This is a genomic window from Natronolimnobius baerhuensis (genome assembly GCF_002177135.1).
Lineage (GTDB): Archaea > Halobacteriota > Halobacteria > Halobacteriales > Natrialbaceae > Natronolimnobius > Natronolimnobius baerhuensis.
Genome location: NZ_MWPH01000003.1, coordinates 481,121 through 497,057, shown reverse-complemented (window position 1 = coordinate 497,057; position 15,937 = coordinate 481,121). Strand labels below are relative to the sequence as shown.

The 15,937-nt window shown below is 60.8% G+C and carries 11 protein-coding genes, 4 tRNA genes and 1 pseudogene; 8 read left to right on the top strand and 8 right to left on the bottom strand.

The features are described 5' to 3' along the window. Positions 1 to 4 precede the first annotated feature (4 nt). The 4 genes and pseudogenes from B2G88_RS14945 to B2G88_RS14930 form a co-directional block, all read right to left on the bottom strand. Positions 5 to 495: pseudogene (locus B2G88_RS14945) on the bottom strand (ATP-binding protein). Between the two features lie 77 nt (positions 496 to 572). Continuing rightward, positions 573 to 644: transfer RNA gene (locus B2G88_RS14940), tRNA-Thr, on the bottom strand. Positions 645 to 744: 100 nt separating this feature from the next. Then, positions 745 to 1,674 (bottom strand): DUF7114 family protein, encoded by a 930-nt coding sequence (locus tag B2G88_RS14935; RefSeq protein ID WP_087715207.1) that lies wholly within the window; start codon positions 1,672 to 1,674, stop codon positions 745 to 747. A gap of 96 nt (positions 1,675 to 1,770) precedes the next feature. Then, entirely contained in the window at positions 1,771 to 2,565 is a 795-nt protein-coding gene (locus B2G88_RS14930; RefSeq protein ID WP_054863017.1) for an NAD+ synthase, read from the bottom strand. A gap of 189 nt (positions 2,566 to 2,754) precedes the next feature. Between B2G88_RS14930 and B2G88_RS14925 the strand changes: the two genes are divergently transcribed. From B2G88_RS14925 to B2G88_RS14905, 5 genes are all read left to right on the top strand, one after another. Next, positions 2,755 to 2,825 (top strand) — tRNA-Gly (locus tag B2G88_RS14925). A 247-nt stretch (positions 2,826 to 3,072) separates the two neighbouring features. After that, positions 3,073 to 3,145: transfer RNA gene (locus tag B2G88_RS14920), tRNA-Asp, on the top strand. Positions 3,146 to 3,820: 675 nt separating this feature from the next. Then, positions 3,821 to 6,217: a methyl-accepting chemotaxis protein gene (locus tag B2G88_RS14915; RefSeq protein ID WP_087715206.1), complete on the top strand. Its 2,397-nt coding sequence runs from the start codon at positions 3,821 to 3,823 to the stop codon at positions 6,215 to 6,217. Positions 6,218 to 6,397: 180 nt separating this feature from the next. After that, positions 6,398 to 6,470, top strand: a tRNA-Asp gene (locus tag B2G88_RS14910). Between the two features lie 406 nt (positions 6,471 to 6,876). Beyond that, positions 6,877 to 9,051 (top strand): bacterio-opsin activator domain-containing protein, encoded by a 2,175-nt coding sequence (locus B2G88_RS14905; protein WP_087715205.1) that lies wholly within the window; start codon positions 6,877 to 6,879, stop codon positions 9,049 to 9,051. Between the two features lie 182 nt (positions 9,052 to 9,233). On the opposite strand, the gene B2G88_RS14900 is transcribed toward B2G88_RS14905, so the two are convergent. From B2G88_RS14900 to B2G88_RS14885, 4 genes are all read right to left on the bottom strand, one after another. Beyond that, positions 9,234 to 10,004, bottom strand: a complete 771-nt coding sequence (locus B2G88_RS14900) for a protein-L-isoaspartate O-methyltransferase family protein (protein ID WP_054863019.1) — start codon at positions 10,002 to 10,004, stop codon at positions 9,234 to 9,236. Positions 10,005 to 10,087: 83 nt separating this feature from the next. Then, complete coding sequence (locus B2G88_RS14895; protein ID WP_054863020.1) at positions 10,088 to 10,750, bottom strand: protein-L-isoaspartate(D-aspartate) O-methyltransferase; 663 nt, start codon at positions 10,748 to 10,750, stop codon at positions 10,088 to 10,090. Between the two features lie 100 nt (positions 10,751 to 10,850). Further along, positions 10,851 to 11,510 (bottom strand): HVO_0476 family zinc finger protein, encoded by a 660-nt coding sequence (locus B2G88_RS14890; protein WP_054863021.1) that lies wholly within the window; start codon positions 11,508 to 11,510, stop codon positions 10,851 to 10,853. Between the two features lie 46 nt (positions 11,511 to 11,556). Then, entirely contained in the window at positions 11,557 to 12,315 is a 759-nt protein-coding gene (locus tag B2G88_RS14885; RefSeq protein ID WP_140408881.1) for a hypothetical protein, read from the bottom strand. Between the two features lie 94 nt (positions 12,316 to 12,409). Here B2G88_RS14885 and B2G88_RS14880 point away from each other — a divergent pair, with 94 nt between their 5' ends. From B2G88_RS14880 to B2G88_RS14870, 3 genes are all read left to right on the top strand, one after another. Further along, on the top strand, positions 12,410 to 13,189 hold the full coding sequence (locus B2G88_RS14880) for an endonuclease NucS domain-containing protein (protein ID WP_087715204.1): 780 nt from the start codon (positions 12,410 to 12,412) through the stop codon (positions 13,187 to 13,189). Positions 13,190 to 13,393: 204 nt separating this feature from the next. After that, entirely contained in the window at positions 13,394 to 14,464 is a 1,071-nt protein-coding gene (endA, locus tag B2G88_RS14875; RefSeq protein ID WP_087715203.1) for a tRNA-intron lyase, read from the top strand. Positions 14,465 to 14,543: 79 nt separating this feature from the next. Beyond that, positions 14,544 to 15,842 carry an FtsZ/tubulin family protein gene (locus B2G88_RS14870; RefSeq protein WP_054863023.1) on the top strand — a complete coding sequence of 433 codons (1,299 nt, stop codon included), beginning with the start codon at positions 14,544 to 14,546 and terminating at the stop codon, positions 15,840 to 15,842. Positions 15,843 to 15,937 lie beyond the last annotated feature (95 nt).

Sequence of the window (15,937 nt, the reverse complement as noted above, 5' to 3'; positions counted from 1 at the left end):
CCGTCTATACGCTTGTTTCAGAACTCGGCGACCACTCGCCGTCGCACTCGAGCCACCCCCACTCCTCGAGTGCGGCCACGAGTTGCTCGACTGCATCCGAAACTGACTGCTCGTCAGTATTGATCCGCACGTCGGCATCCGGCGTCGAAAACTCTCGGTACACGACGTGGACTCCCTGCTCGTCGATGGACTCCGCACGCGTTCGGTTCCGCTCGAGACACGTCTCGAGGGCGCCGTCACGTACACGAATCGAACGGGCTCGAACGCCCGAAACTGAGCCTGCCAGCACTGGCGATAGAACGTGCCATCGACGAGCGTAATCGCGCTCGCTGGCGTCTCCCGTACCCCGTCGGACAACTGTTCGTACGTCCGACTCGAGAACGAATCCGAATGCAGTGTTTGGACACTGACGTTGCGACGCTCGAGGTGACGACGGAGGGCACTCGTAATAGTCGTCTTGCCAGCACCCGGCGGACCACAGATCACGACGAGCACGGACTGTCTTTGTCGTGAGTCGTACTAGTAGTCGCCGTTCGAAGACGCAACGCTCCTCGAGAAGAGTTCTCGCAAAAAGCCTAGGCCGGGATTTGAACCCGGGCTCTCGTCCTTACCAAGGACGCGCTTTACCGCTAAGCTACCCAGGCACGCAATTTACTGTTGATCGGAGTCGTCTTTATGGGTTTCGATTCGCTATCGGGCGTGGGTATCGATGACACCGCTAGCTGAGAGTCAACGCCACAGCCATCATGGATCCGTTGCAGACGTCGCTGGATCAGTTGACTGATCCTCGAGCGAGCCGTCGTCGTGATCAAATTCGAAGGCCTCAGTGGTCTCGCCGAATGTCGCCTCGAGATCGCCAAGCCAGTGAGCGGCCGGCGGGAACGACGCTCCGGTTGTCCCAACGAGGCCGGTTGCGGCTGTCGTCAGCCGGTCCGCAGGCGACTCATCGACCGCGACAGCACCCGTTTCGACCGCCAGCGCGAGAATATCGCGCTCGAGGTTTGCATTGATGTTGGAGAGAGCCGTGTCACTTGCGTGTGCATCGCTGTCTGACGTTTGGTCCTGTCGGTGTGTCTGATCGCGGCCGAACGACTGGACCGTCTCGACGGCAGTCTCAGCAGCGTCGGTTCGTGCAAGCAAGTAGAACCCGCGAGCAACAAGGATGTCAGCCGCGAGAATCTCGAGGTCGCCGTCGGTATCGGACTGGGGTGCAACAGGTGTCGCTGCCGTGCCAGCGCCGGTTGGCGCAGGCGTTTCACCGGCAGAGGCGGCCTCGAGCCATGGCTCGGTGTGTGCTAGCGTTCGCGTCAGGCGAAGCCCTTCATAGATGAGTTGGACGCCTGCCGCACGGGTGAGGAGTCCCTCGGTAATGCCATCGATAGTATAGACGGCCTCATCGGCGGTGGCGTTCAGGACAGACTCACTGCTGGTGTCTCCCTCGGCGTGTTCCCCATCGCCAGCGGCGACAGCAGACGCCCACTGGCTGATCACGGCGTGTTCGCTCGGTTCGTCCGCCGCCCCTGTGGTGGCGAGCATCGCACTCGTGACGGTAAGGACACCGGGGACCATCGAGGCCTCCTCGAGAATGGTTTCGACGAGGTCGTGCAACTGCGGTGGTTCGACGTCCGCAACGGCTTCGGAGGCGGCGCGCCGACAGTTGTCGGCCGGTTCCATTGGCTGAGGGTTACGACGGAGGAGGCAAAGACCTTTGGAAACGCCGCTCCAGGCCGATACCAACTGTCGTGACACACGTCGCCACTGAACTGTTCGTTACTCGAGTGGGTCCGGCGCTGGCGGGACGTGTCGCTTGTGCTCGCTTTGCTCGTACAGTGTCCGAACTCGCTCGACGGTCTCAACATCCACCTCGAGCAGGCGGCAGGTCGCGCCGACAGAGAGTGGCCCGTCGATATGCGTCGCAAGGATCGAATCAAGCACCTCGTAGCTGAGTCCCAGTTCGTCCTCGTCGGTCTGGTCGGCCCACAGCTCTGCGGTCGCTGTCTTGGCGGCCAGTTCCTCGGGAACGCCGACGTGGCGTGCGAGTTGGCGAACCTGTCCCTTGTAGAGGGTCCCGATTGGGTGACAGTCCACCGCCCCGTCGCCGTACTTGGTGAAGTAGCCAACAGCGGCCTCGCTACGGTTGCCCGTCCCGAGGACGAGTCGGTTCTCGTGGTTCGCCACCAGATAATTCATCACACCACGGACGCGCGCACGCGCATTTCCAACTGCTTCGCGGTCGCCTTCAGCCCCGGGATAGACCTCGAGCAACGAGTCGACGAGCGGTTCGATCTCGATGACGTCGTAGCTAATCTCGAGGTCCTGGGCAACCCGTTCGGCGTCGCTCATATTGCCCTCGCTACTGACTGTCGCCGGCAAGACGAGTCCGTGGACGTGTTCCGCGCCGAGTGCCTCAACAGCGAGAAACGCGGTGAGCGTACTGTCGATTCCCCCAGACAGGCCAAGGACAGCACCGTCAGCACCCGCCGCATCCACGCGGTCCTGAATAAAGGCCAGAATGTGATCGCGTCGCTGGTCCAATTCTGCGTCCGAAAACCGAAGGTCGAGCATATGCCACTCCTACGGACAGCAGCGCCTAATAAACTCCCCTCGAGGCGAAAAACTGGACGAGTGCGAACTTTTGATGAGCGACTCGAGCGCTACGTTCAAGTGTCAACATCGACTACGACGAAATGCGCGCCGGTGGTGAGCAGTTCCGCTGGAACTGCGAATCGTGGCGCGAACGATCACAGTGAGTGCGCGCCGGTGGTCCAGTGGTAGGACAGAGCCTTCCCAAGGCTCTAGCCCGGGTTCAATTCCCGGTCGGCGCACTTCTCGAGGCGACTATCGCACAACTTCGAACTCGACAGTTGTGTGATAAGATCAGCGCCGTAACTATTTCTGGTCGACTGTGCCCCAGAGTCGTGCTAATGTGTGACAAGTTGATTCAAGAACAGTCCTGAGAGATCTCGCTCGAGTTCGGGACTGATTCACTCGCATTCATGGCTCGATTCGCCGTACCACACGGCGGTTGATTGGAAAGCCTTAATACTGTCACCGGGAAAGGATTGGTTGTAAGCCCGGATGGTGTAGTGGCCCATCATACAACCCTGTCACGGTTGTGACGCGGGTTCAAATCCCGCTCCGGGCGTCTTCTTTCGCGAACAACTCTGACGAGCACCGCGGAGCGTGTGCTCGTACTTCGTGAGCGAAAAAGACGAAAAGAGGGATTTGAACCCTGCCAGTCGCGCACAGCGAACGCAGTGAGCGAGCACGTCTGGCTTCGGTTCAAATCCCGCTCCGGGCGTTCTCTCGAAATTCAATTCCTGAGCAACCAGCTTGCAGTGTTGCGACCATCCTCGAATTTTGAAAAACGCTGACGAGGGATTTGAACGACGGAACGAGCGAGCAACGTGAGCGAGTTCAGGTTGTTCACATCCCGCTCCGGGCGTCTTCTTCAGCGAACAACATCGACGAGCACCGCGGAGCGTGTGCTCGTACTTCGTGAACGGAAAAGATGGAAAGAGAGATCTAAATCAGGGAGCAGTCTTGCTGTAATCGTGGTTACATTCTGCCTCAGGCGCTTTCTGCTGGCATTACCTTCTGCCTCGAGCGCTGTCTCGCCGCGAACAAGCACGACACGATGAAATCTTTCGAGTGTGTTTGATCGGTTGTCGTCGGGTCACGAGACAGCCAGCTTGACACGTAATGACGTGTGGGATTCAATATCATCACCAAGATAATCAACCCAATATATCATGATAGAGCGACTGTGTCACATGATTTGGGCCACTAAGCTTAACCATTGATTCTGACATGTGAGTATATGGAGACTGCAGAAGACGATGGGGACGGCGATTCGTTCCATCGTCGAGTATACGATAGGGTCCGGAGTCGGTATTTCCTCAAGATTGGAGTCGCGATTCTCATTGTCACTGCAACGCTGCTTGGGGCGGGCTACGTCGCGTTCGCACAGGCGGAAGCGAGCGTCGAGGACGACGCCGAAGAGACGATGATCAACGCCGCCGACCGGGAGGCACAGGCAATCGACGACTTCGTGCGCGACCGTGGTGAGCACGCCCAGCGAATCTCTGATGATCCGCTCCTGTCGGACAGAGATACCAGAGCAGTCCGGGTGGATCTCCAGTCGAACGTTCGGATCCTTCCTGAGGACGTACAGACGATCCACTACTTCGACATGGACAACGAAACCATCGAGGTCAGTTCAGACCACGAACGAGAGGGTGAGACGGTTGACGAATCTGACCGACCGTGGGCGGTCGACTACGATTCATTCGCACACCCGAACGACGTCCGCTCGTTCGAGCCGTACGAGACTGACGACGGCCAGCAGATTGGATTCGCCAGTCCAGTTAGTCGCCACACAAGCCATGCGATTGTTATCGAGGTCGACCTCTCCGAACAGAGCGAACTCCTTACGGCACCGATGAACGGGAGCACAATGCAGGTGATATCAACGGAAAGCGGACAGGTAACCCTCGCCGAGGACCCAGACATGATTCTCGAGGAGTTCGTCCTGCTCGAGGAACTGCCACACCTCCAGTCGAGCGTGACGGAGTCACGACTCGATCACGTGACGAGTGACCTCGAGGCGCTCGAGGACAACGACGTCGTCGTCGCGACGGTTCCCCTCGAGGAGAAACCGTGGGCGGTGACTGTCGCCGCACCCGAGAGTACCGTCTTCGGGACAGTCGATGAGGTAACACAGACAATCGGCGTGTTAATCGGGATCGCCATTCTCGGCTTCGTCGTCGTTGGCGGCGTCATCTCTCGAGACGTTAACAACTCGCTCGAGACGATGACCGGGTACGCCGAGGAGATCGAGGACGGAAATCTCGAGGTAGAGATCAACCAGTCCAGAACCGATGAATTCGGTGATCTCTCGACGTTGTTTGCCCGGATTCGCGATACGCTCAAAGGTCAACTCTCGGAAGTCGAACAGCGAGCGCAGGAGGCGGAGGACGCCAAAGAGCAGGCCGAACAGGCCAAATCCGAGGCCGAGACGGCAGAGGCAGACGCCGAGCAAGCCAAGGCCGACGCGGAGGCACTCAGCCGACACTTAGAGGCGAAAGCCGAGGAGTACCGTGAATCGATTGAGGCCGCTGCCGACGGCGATCTGACCCGGCGGCTCGAGACGGACAGCGAGAGTCAGGCCATGACCGAAATCGGCGAAGCGCTAAACGAAATGCTGGCTGACATTGAAGGGATGGTCGTCCAGATTCAGGACGTCGCCGAACAGGTCGACGAGCGGAGTGAGGACGTAACTGCCTCGACGGCGGAGATCGAAGCCTCGAGCGGGGAGGTCGCTGAGAGTATCGAGGAGATTTCGGCGGGTGCGGAGACCCAGAGCGAGAAACTCGATACGGCAGCCGCAGCGATGAGTGACCTCTCGGCGACGATAGAAGAGGTCGCGTCATCCTCGGAGACGGTCGCAGAGCAGTCCGGCCACGCGGCTGAACTGGGCCAGGAGGGTGCAGTCGCGGCGAACGACGCCGTCGAGCGGATGGACCAAATCGAGTCGAAGGCCGTGGATACGGCTGCGGAGATGGACTCGCTGCAAGAAGAGGTCGAGCGAATCGGTGAAATCGTCGAGTTGATTGATCGAATCGCCGAGGAAACCAATATGCTGGCTCTGAACGCCTCCATCGAGGCGGCGACGGCCGGCGAGGCTGGTGATGGGTTCGCCGTCGTCGCAAGCGAGGTCAAGTCACTCGCAGAGGAAACTGCTGACGCGACTGACGAGGTCGAATCCCTCGTTCAAACGGTCGAAGCGTCGACGGAATCTGTCGCCGCAGACATGAGCGAGATGGAGACGGAAATTGAGGACGGCCGAGAGACGATTGACAGAACGCTCACGACGCTTGACTCGATTGTCGAGAGTGTCGAGGACGCAAACGCCGGCGTCCAGTCGATTGACGAGGCGACCGACGATCAGGCGGCGTCGGCACAGGAGGTCTCGACGATGGTCGACGAAATCTCGAGCGTTGGCAAAGAGACAGCCGACGGGGCACAGAACGTCTCGGCAGCGGCGGAGGAACAGACGAGTGCGGTGACCGAAATTGCCACCAATGCGGCGTCGCTCTCGGATCGTGCAACGGAACTGCAGTCTCTGACTGGCCGTTTCGAAACGGATGCGGATGCGAACGCGGACGTGGGAGGCAATCGATCCGACGACGTGACGATTGTCGCCGACGACGACTGAGACGGATTGCTGTCACGATTTTTCGGTGCGGCCGTACACATATCGTAGTCGCGACAGTGTTGACACCGATCTGTTTGACAGCCGGGACGCGTAACGAGAGAGTAAGTTGACAATTCAACTCTCGTCCGGCGATCTGAAACAGAACCCTTAAGGTACTCACCGGGAAAGGATTGGTTGTAAGCCCGGATGGTGTAGTGGCCCATCATACAACCCTGTCACGGTTGTGACGCGGGTTCAAATCCCGCTCCGGGCGTTCTCTCGATTTCAACTCTCGAGCGAGGAGCGTAGCGACGAGCGAGGACTGAATCGAGAGACCCGCAACAGGGATATGAATCCTGCCAGTCGCGCACAGCGAACGCAGTGAGCGAGCACGTCTGGCTTCGGTTCAAATCCCGCCTCGGGCGTCTTCTTTCGCGAACAACATCAACGAGCATCGCGGAGCGTGTGTTATTCGTGAGTGAGGCGGCGTCACTCGAGAGCGACAGCAACGAGAAGACGGACCACCGGATGCGGTTACGACGGTGCGACGGCAACTGTGGAACGTCACTGTGCATTTCGGCACGCACGCGAGGACAGCAGTTGGGAAGTCAGCAGATGGAACGACTTACGTAGCGGTCGCGTCATTGGTCGAACAACAGACGCGACCGACTGTGACTGGTATGACGAACTCGATGACCGTCCTCGTCGTTGACAACGAACCGGGATTTGCAGATATCGCCGGACAAATGCTCGAGCACGAGGAAGACGCGATCACCGCGAAATCAGCGACGAGCACCGACGAGGCGCTCGAGGCGTTCGACAGCCACGACATCGACTGCATCGTCAGTGACTACGAGATGCCACAGTTAAGCGGTCTCGAGTTGTTAGAGCAGATTCGCGAGGATGATCCGAATCTCCCCTTTATTCTCTTTACCGGGCGCGGTTCCGAGGAGGTCGCAAGTGAGGCGATTGCGGCTGGCGTGACGCAGTACCTCCAGAAGGGGACTGGTGACGAACAGTACACGCTGCTGGCGAATCAGATCATGAACGCAGTGGTGCAGTACCGAACCGAGACAGAGTTACGGGAGAGCGAGCGACGCTACGAACGGACGCTCGCGACGCTTCACGAGACGACGCGGGATCTAATGCGAACGGAGAACAAAGCCGACATCTATCGCCTGGCAGTCGAGACAGCCGGCGAGATTTTCGACGTTCCCGTCGCCGCAGCCTACGCATTCGAGCCAACTGAGGGCGCACTCGAGCATGTGGCCTCCCGGACCGACCCACAAACAGTCGTCGATCCGGAGACGAGCTTTCACCGCGGTTCGGGCATCGTCTGGGACGTTTTTTCGGAAGGAGAGAGCACCTATTACGAGGGTCTCTCGGCTGGCAACTCTGAGGGGAGAACCGATGCGAACGGCGACGGCGGAAGCGAGAGCATGCCGGGGCCGGAATCAGCGCCAGCTGGCACGGAGCCACTCTGTCAGAACGAACTGATCGTGCCACTTGGGATCCACGGCGTGTTGGTCGCAGGGACGGATGCAGTCGGTGGATTCGATGAGACAACGACTGAGCCAATTCAGATTCTGGCGGCCAATACCGAAGCGGCACTGGATCGGGCAGAGCGCGAGCAACTCCTTCGAGAACACGACCGCACGCTCACACGGAAAAACGAGGAACTCACCCGACTCAATCACATCAACGAGATCGTTCGCGAGATCAACCACGGGACGGCACAGGCGACGACCCGCGAAGAGATCGTTTCAATCGTCTGTAACCGACTCGCGGAGACGGATCGCTATCGATTCGCCTGGATCGCAACGACCGACGAGACGCCACCCGAGCCGGCAGAGTGGGCTGGAATCGATGCCGCGTACATCGATCAGGTCCGAGAAGACGGGCCCTGCGCACCCGAAACCGATCTCGTCGAAACCGTGATCAAGACCGGCGAACTGCAGGAGGTCCAAAATGTTCTTGAGACCACGGGCTGGGAGCGCCGTCGAAAGGAGGCACTGACCTACGGCTTTCAGACGGTGCTTGCGGTCCCGCTGGTCGACGACGAGCGTAGACACGGTGCTTTGCTCGTCTATATGAGCGGTGCAAACGCGCTCAGTGAGAGCGAACGCGACGTCCTCGGCGAACTCGGCGAGACAATCGGCTACGCCATCCGGTCAGTCGAGCGGACGCGAGCGATGCTTACTGACAGCCGCCTCGAGCTCGAACTTAGGTGCGGGGACGAGCGACTCCTGCTCAATCGACTCTCGAGTGCGATTGATGAGCCACTGGTTCTCGAGGGGGCAATCGACCGGGGTGACGAGATCGTCATCTTTCTTAGTACGGCAGCGGACACGGATTTGCTCGAACTGGCCGCAGAGAAGGCAACGGTCGAGACGATTTCGACGGTATCCGAAGGCGAGGATGAGACGCTGTTCGAGGTGACGGTCAGCGTCACGCCGTTTCTGGAAGTGCTGCGAAGCTACGACGTGCGGCTTCGAACGGCACGCGCCGAAAACGGTGTTTCGACGCTGATTCTCGAGGTTCCACAGCAAGTCGAAGCGCGGTCGCTGATCGATGCGATCACTGCAGCGTATCCCGATACGGAACTCGAGGCCCGCCGAGAGCGGACGACGCGGTCGGCTCGGCAACTCGATACCTATCTCGAGGAGCGACTGACGGACAAACAGTACGAGGCGTTGCAGGCGGCCCACTACGGCGGGTTCTTCGAGTGGCCGCGAGAGGGGACCGGTGAGGACCTGGCTGCGACGCTGTCGGTCTCTGCGCCGACGTATCACTACCATCTCCGTGCGGCGGAGCGAAAACTCGTCGACCTGGCGTTCGAGGGTGACTCTAATTAACTAGAGTCGATATTGAGAGGCCACTAAACAATTAGAAATTATATTTAACCCCCCACGCTGCATACGAACAGATGGCGATTTGCGATAGGCTATCGCCACCCCCAATCCCCCACCCCCACTTTCCGAGACCTACTAGTTGTGAGCGACGGCGCTGTTGTGACTGCCGAATTGGAACGGTAGAATCAGAATCTCGAGGGCGAGTCGACCGCGTCGTCCCACTCGATCCACTCCTGCTCCCAGCCGCGGCGAGATTCGGCGCGCTGGCGGGCGTGTTCACGATCCTCGCGTGCCATTCGATTCCGTTCGACGGCACCGACCTGTTCACCCTCGACGAGTAATGGATCGAACGCAACGACGCCGTGGCGGTCATGGTCACGCTCGCGATCACCACTCGCAGTGACGACCTCGAGTCGCTGTGTCTGTGAGCCACGCGGGTAGACCAGTCGTCCGTCGGGTGCGAGTTGCTCGAGGAGTGCTCGCGGCGGGTCGACGGCAGCAGCCTCGAGCACAATGCGGTCGAACGGCGCGTATTCGGGGAGGCCATCGGCACCGTCGCGACAATCGACGAGGACGCCATCGTAGCCGGCCGCCTCGAGATTAGTTCGGGCGGCGATAACGAGCGGGCGTGCGATGTCGACTGCGTGGACGTTCGTCTCGCCGACGAGTTCGGCGGTCACTGCCGCTGTGTAGCCGACGCCAACGCCGACGATCAGGACGGATTGGTCCTCCTCAAGCGAGCACGCCTGCAGGAGTCGGGCAACGGTGCTTGGCGCGAGGATGCGGGTCCCGTGTGCCTCGTATTCTCGGTCCTCGTAGGCCGCCCGTTCTTCGTCGACGAACTCGTGGCGGGGGACATCTCGCATCGCGACGCCGACAGCGTCATCCTCGAGAATCTCCTTGGGAGCGGCCTCGAGGCCGTCGACCATGTCCTCCCGAAGTACCGCGGGGTCCATGAGCGGAGTAGCCGGTCGGTACTAATCAATGACGCGCTTGCTACCAGTCTGATATGAGCGGTGATCGACCGAGCGCGGATGCGTTAGCCCCGAATCTGGACGAATCGAACATCGCCGTGGTCGTGTCGCTCGAGCGTGCCATCCGCGCGTTTGTCAATTTCGACGAGCGTCTGTCGACTCGAGCCAACGGGTGCGAGAACGCGCCCGCCCGGACGAACCTGCTCGAGGACGGAATCTGGAATTGAGTCCGTCGCGCAGGTGAAATATGCGGCGTCGTAGGGTGCATGCTCGGGCCAGCCGTTATGGCCGTCGCCGACCCGAACAGAGATCTCGCCGTAACCTAGTTTGGTGAGTCGCTCGCGCGCCTGCTCAGCTAACTCGTCGCTATACTCGACACTATAGACGTGCTCCGGACCGACGAGTTCGGCAGTGACCGCCGCGTGATAGCCACAGCCGGTCCCGATCTCGAGCACGTCCTCGCCGGACTCGAGCGCCAGTGTGTCGGCCATGATCGCGACCATGTGCGGCGCACTGATCGTCTGCCCGTCGCCAATCGGAAGCGGGCGATCCGCATACGCGTCACGACGGCGATTCGGCGGGACGAACTCGTGGCGTGGAACCGCCGTCAGGGCCTCGAGAACGCGCTCGTCGTCGATGCGATTCGAGAGTTGTCGACCCAGCCGTTCGCGGGCAGCCTCGATGTCACCCTCGGCACTGTCGTCACTCGAGGTGAACCGGTCAAACATGGTATAACTTAGCATGGGGCGGCAAAGAACGTGTGGGGCGCAACTGCGTGCTCGAGGCGAACAGTTGCCGGAAAATCACTCGAGGCGAGTTCGAACGATCCTACCAGGCCGACCAGGCGCTGGTCTGCTCGTCGTAGGCGTAGACGCGTTTTGCGTCTTTCGCGAGGACGGTATCGCCACCCTCCTCGTAGCGGTCGCGGTGGTAGCCCGAGGCGTCGTCGCGGACGACGTACGCGTCGATTTTGAACTCGTCCTCGCCGAACTCCTCGATTGTGCCGACTTCGAACTCGTAGTCGCCGGGGACGTGAACCGTGATCCCGCGGCTATCGTCTCGAGAGCCATCCTGTGGGTGGATCGTGACGTTGACTGCGACGTTGTCGACCTCGCGGCTCCAGACGGTCTCGATTTCGTCTGCCGGCGCTTCCTCCCGTCGGCGCTGTCCATCGAGTTCGACGCTGGTGACACGCACCGTCGAGAGCACTTCATCCGTCTCGAGGATGAACTCGTCGCCGACTTCAATCGACTCATCTTCGGGGGCGGTGACGTTCGCGGTGAACGATTCGCCATCCTGAGAGACGACGACGTCGAGTGTGACTTCGCGTTCTTGTTCTGGCTGTACCTTGTGGACGTGAGCGCACTCACTGCAGCGGACGGTGACCGTGCCGCCACCCTCGCTCGCGGTAAGCACCTCGTGGACCGTCTCGAGGTCCGGCGAGCACGACGGACAGGGTGTCGGGACGCGGTCCGGAATGTCGTTCATACCACCGTCTATACGCTACGCATTGAAAAGCCGATTGGACCGGACCTCAGCACGAAGTATCGGAGGCACTGCAAATCCCAAGCGTCTGCGCGCGAGACAGAAACGCTGGTTTCACCTCGGATAGCTCGAGGTCGCTTGGTTCGACTGCAAGCGTCGGGCGGTCGAACTGTTCGTCACCAAAGTGCATGGCAAGTTCGAATCGACCGACCGCCGAATCGATGGTGTTGACCAGGTCACTGTCATCATCCTTGAGTGCGAGGTCGAAGGCGTCGATAACAGCGTCCTGAAACCGTTTTTCTGCGTGTGTATAGCCAGGGAGGCTCTGTTTGACCGGCGCGGGAACGTCGGCAAAGTACGCCTCGCTGGCGTCGTGTAACAGCCCCCAGCGCTGAGCCTCGAGCGAGCCGCCACGAGCCTCGACTTCGCGGCTGACGTGAATTGCATGGCGTGCAACGCTGTAAAATCCCGTTCCCTGTCCGGTAAACCGGCTCAAATTCGAAAGCGCATGGGTGATATCCTCGAGTGTGATAGCCGCCGAATCCGGTTCGAGTGGCGTGATCTGGCCGCCTGAGTGCGTGTTGATTTCCAAGTGGCCGCCGTTCGTCTCCGCGAGGACGTCCTGTACCTGCCCGACAAGCGATTCAAACAGTTGTCGGCGCTGTGCCGGGGAGAGGTCGGCCCCAGCGAGCGTCGCTTCCAGCGTCTCGAGATCGGTCTCGAGGCGTTCGAGTGCCTGCTCGGGCGAGTCGATGTCGGACTCGGTGGCCTCCACAGAATGGTCCGGAGACGTAGCAAAATCGGTCATACTCACGGGCACCGAGGGAATCCTGATAAGACTACTGCGTCGTGACCACAAAATTATCCGCGAATTTAAATATGAAACCGCGGCCAACGGTGGCATGATCGACGATGCGATTCGCGTGCTCGCGGGCGACTGTACCGTCATTACCGAGGGCACCGAACGCGAGGAGTACCGCGGCCGCATGACGACGGTCGTCAAACCCGACAACACCGTGCTCGTCCATGACCGCGACGGCTACCAGCCCGTTGCGTGGCTAACGAGGGCCGACAGCGTCTCGAGCGAGCGCTCGGACGGCTTTACGCTCGTAGCGAAAAAGGACACCCAGACGCTGCGAATTGCCGCCCACGATCAGGACGGGTTCGCCCACTATCCGGTCTCGGCTGCCGGCCCACTCGTCGGCACCTGTCCGGACTGTGATGGCGCGCTCGTACGCTCGAAGGGCGTCCATTGTGTCGACTGTGGCACCCGCTACGGCGTCCCGGCGGATGCGACGATTCAGACCGATCAGAGCCACTGCGAGTGTGGCCTCCCACGAATGCGCGTCGAACGTGGGCTCGCCTTTAACGTCTGTCTCGACCGCGACTGCGAGTCGCTCGACGCCGCCGTGAAAGAGGCGTTCGACCGCGAGTGGGACTGTCCCGAAACCGACTGCGACGGCGACCTCCGCATCCTTCGCCGGGGCGGCCTCATCGCCGGCTGCGAGCACTATCCAGCGTGTGACACTGGCTTTGCGATGCCTGCTGGCGTTATCGACGGCGAGTGCGCCTGTGGCCTGCCCACGTTCGACACCCGAAGCGGCAATCGCTGTCTCGATGCCACCTGTACGCAGCAACAGACGGAGCGACTCGAGGCGGGCGAGGTCGCAAGCGACGACTGATAGGGATTATGTAGCCAACCGGAGGGTTCGAAGTGTGGTCTGTAGCGACGTTTCTCGGTTCTTCGTCGGGAAACTATGAACTCCTACGATACTCCCTTGAGACGGTCCAGATTACGCCCACTGCCAGCCCGCTCGCCCGTGGCACACAACAGCAAGTCAGGCGTGATCCACAGCCACTTAATGCCCGCTGGCCAACCCACTGGTATGTCACTCGAGGGGCGATTCGACGAGGACGCGGGCGTCGTCCACGTAGGGGGCGATGCGCGCCAGCGCTATCACGACTCGCGGGGCTATGGCTACCCGCTCGAGGGGAACGAGATCGAACTGGCTCCCGTTGAGGCCGCGCATCTACTCTATCGGGGCGACCTCGCGGCGGTCACCACGGACGATGGCGAGCGACTGGATTTTCAGTCGTTCGTCGCGCGTGAACCGGGCGAGGCCTTTGGCGTCCGATTTCTGGTCTATGCGGATCTGCGCTCACGGGGCTTTTATCTCTCTCCAGCAGCCGAACCGTGGATCGAGAACCCACCCGAGGGCACCGTCGACTTTGCAGTGTTCCCACGGGGCAACGGCCCTAGCGACGGCAAAATCGAGTACCCGCTGCGAGTAATCAGTGAACGAACCGACGTCCCGGCCGCTGCACTCGAGGACGGCGTCCTCGCAGTTGTCGACGAGGAAAGTGAGATTACGTACTTTGACGTCAACCGGAACGAACCAACGGGGTCATCGAATCCGGACGTCTCGCTGCCCGACAGGGCCGAGGCCGACCTGCTGACTGATCGGGTCGTCGTCTGGGACCCGCCGCTGTCGCTCTACGAGCGGACGTTTTACGGCCAGCCACTCGAGGGGCGCGAGTACGACCAGCCGACGCTCCAGTGTTCGTTGCTCGAGGCGGCGTATCTCACCGAACGTGGGGCGCTCGATCTCGATCCGGAGACGGTTCGAGCGCGCGGCCGGGCAGTCGAAGGCGAACGCTTCGACCGCCGGTTAGCCGTCTATACGCACTTGCGCGAGGAGGATATCGTCCCGAAGACGGGCTACAAGTTCGGTGCTGACTTTCGGACCTACGCGAACGTCGACTCGGTTGAGGAACTAAGCCACTCCGAACTGCTGGTTCGGGTCCATCCCGCTGACTACGTCTTCGAGCCGCGGGATCTGGCACTCGACGTACGCCTGGCACACGGCGTTCGCAAGACGATGGTGTTTGCGCTGGTGGCGGACGCCGAGAGTACAGCGGAGATCAAGTGGTGGTCAATCGAGCGACTAACGCCCTGAGACGGTTCTGTACCGAGGCATCGATCAGCCGCCGATGCGAACGGAACCATAAAATCCCGTCCGTCCGAACGGATCAGCCATGCAACTCGAGGTGATCGGCGTCGGCGGCGGGGGGTGTCGGCTCGCCGCGGCGATTCGTGCGTGGGAGACGGACATGGTGCAGTCGTTCGTCCTCGATACGTTCGCGTTCGATACCGATTCCAACACGCTGGCGACACTGCCAGCGACGATTCCCGAGGAGAACCGCTATCGCTACGGTGACGGCGTCGACCACGGACTCAACGGTAACCTCCAGCGCGGACTCGAGGTTGGTACCGAACACGTCGACGAACTGGAACGCCAACTCGACACCGGGAATCCGTCACTCGCAGACGCCTTTGTAGTCGCCATCGGCCTTGGTGGGGCCACCGGCGGCGGCACAGCACCCGCACTCGTCTCGAGTCTCAAGCGCCTGTACGACAAGCCGGTGTACGTCCTCGCGACGCTGCCGGCAGCCAGCGAACTCGAGGAGGGAGACGACTCGCTCGTCGTTGAGGATGTCGTCGAAGAGTCGACCGCGGGCAATGAGTCAACGGCTTCGACAGAGAGCGAACAGGGCGACGAGGACGCTGGGACGGGCGATTCAGACGCGGGAGACGAGGCACTCATACTCGCAGAAAGTCGTCCGCTGGCCGACGAAAACGCGCTACAGACGCTCGAGGGACTCGAGGGACTTGCGGATGCGATCATCTGTTTCGATAACGAGGCGTGGCTGAAAACAGGCGAGTCACTGGCCGATGGCCGAACGCGGCTCAACGAGGTGTTCGCAACCCGTGTCGGCGAGTTCTTCGCTGCGACGGGCGATACGGGTGACGCGAGGACACAGCAGACGCGTACGACGCCGGACGCGGAGACGGTTATCGACGCGAACGACATCGCACGGATTCTGGGATCGAGAAGTTCGATTGTCTCACTCGGCTATGGGACACAGCAGGTCGATGCTGCTGGGGAAGGGTCGATTCTGGGGCTCGGTATTGGCCCCGAACTCGGCCCGCAACTATTCGCTGAGGAGACGACCGTCGAGACCGCAGCGGCCTACAGCGCCGTCGAGACGGTGATTCAGAAGGCACTATACGGAAAGCACACCCTCGAGTGCGAGCCGGCTGATGCCGAGCGGGCGCTGGTGATCGTCGGCGGGCCGCCGGCGTGGCTCAACCGGCAGGCGATCACTGACGGCCGACGGACCGTCGAGTCGGCGACTGAGTCCGACGAAATTCTGGGTGGCGATGCCCCACGGCCAGCTGGTGACAGCGTCTTCGCGCTCGTCGCCTTCGCCGGTGGAGATCTTCGCAAGCGTCTCGAGGAACGGAACGTGACACCTCGATCAACGGAGTCATAGTCGGCCTCACGTCAGGTGGATTCGCACAGCAATAAACCCGTTTTGGCCGGCGATATGTCACATGTGCATATTTTTATTTGGGTGGGTCAGCTAGG